The sequence below is a fragment of the Lysinibacillus sp. NPDC056232 genome, from assembly GCF_042267565.1.
Lineage (GTDB): Bacteria > Bacillota > Bacilli > Bacillales_A > Planococcaceae > Lysinibacillus.
The window spans coordinates 1-1586 of record NZ_JBHJTF010000095.1; the positions used below are offsets into that span (position 1 = coordinate 1).

A 1586-nucleotide genomic window follows, 5' to 3' on the forward strand; every position below is an offset into this window, starting at 1 on the left:
CTAATGTACCTCATATTTGCTTGAGAGTACCAACTGGGGGAGGAAAAACATTAATAGCAGCAAATGCTATTAATGTTATTGCTGAAAATTTGCAGAAAAATAAAAATAATTTAGTAGTATGGTTTGTTCCCTCTAGTGCAATTTTAACGCAAACTATAGATTCTTTAAAAAATGGGAATAGTATTTATAGAGAACATCTTCAAAAATATTATGACAGCATTGAAGTGTTGTCAGTAACAGAAGCGTTAAATATAAGTAAAGCAACATTAGATAATAATTTAACTATAATTGTTGCAACTTTCCAATCTTTTCGTATAGAAGAGCCAGAGGGCAGAAAAGTCTATAGTTCCTCAGGAGATTTGATGGAACATTTTACCGATATACACCAATCGCAAAAAGAAAAGTTATTAAAGATAGAGAATGGTTTTATAAGTTATAGTTTATCAAATGTAATAAATTTAAGAAGGCCAATTGTAATAGTTGATGAGGCACATAATGCAAAAACAGATCTATCCTTTGAGTTTTTGAAAAATATAAATGCTTCATTCATACTGGAATTAACAGCAACGCCTGAATCAAAACAATATCCATTAAATGTCTTATATAATGTATCGGCTGCAGAATTGAAAAGCGAAAAGATGCTTAAAATTCCTATGTATGTTTTTACGAAAGTAGAGTGGAAAGAATTAATTAATGATGCTATAAGTAAAAGAGTAGAGCTGGAAAAGAATGCACAGGATGAAGATAGATATGTACGTCCGATAATGTTATTACAGGCACAACCTGATAGAAAAGATAACCCAGATTCTTTAACAGTGAAAGTAATATTAGATACGTTACTAAATGATTTTAAAATACCTAGGGATCATATAGCTATACAAACTTCTGAGATAAAAGAATTGGACAATGTAGATTTACTAAGATCTACTTGTGAAATAAGATACGTAATCACAGTAACGGCATTAAAAGAAGGCTGGGATTGTCCATACGCTTATGTTTTATGTTCTTTAGCAGAGTTAAGTAGTTCTGTAGCTGTTGAACAGATTATAGGAAGAATAATAAGACAACCTAATACTGAAGATTTTTCACAATCTAATCTTAATAATTCATATGCCTATATTTATTCAAAGAATTTTATTGCTACTTTAAATAATTTAAAAGATGCATTTGTTAAAAACGGATTTAGCCAACTAGAAATGGATAAATTAATTAAGAAGGGTTATACAAATAAAAAGCAGTTACAGTTAGACTTTAAAGAATCTGAATCTGAAAATTCTATAATTGATAGTATTAATATAGAGAATGGAGAAGTAACCGTTGCGTTTGATAGTGATAGCATAGGGGATTTGAATTCTCAGTTAGAAAAGATAAGAGAAACGCTTGAATCTAAAGTAGCTGAAAGAATAGAAAATGACTATGGTACAGATACAAGCGATCTAGATACATATACACATACAATTAATCTAGATACTGAGAGTACATTAGAATATAATCAAGTTCATATAGATGATAATGTGTTAAGTCATCAAGGAAAAGAAGATATAGAAACTTTAGATACGGAAAAAACAGAACGACATAGTATATCT

1 protein-coding gene is annotated in these 1586 nt (G+C 29.6%); it reads left to right on the top strand.

Annotation, left to right across the window (positions count from 1 at the left end; all coding sequences use genetic code 11):
• The coding region (locus tag ACFCYJ_RS27405; RefSeq protein WP_376079107.1) for a DEAD/DEAH box helicase at nt 1–1586 on the top strand (1586 nt) is incomplete at both ends.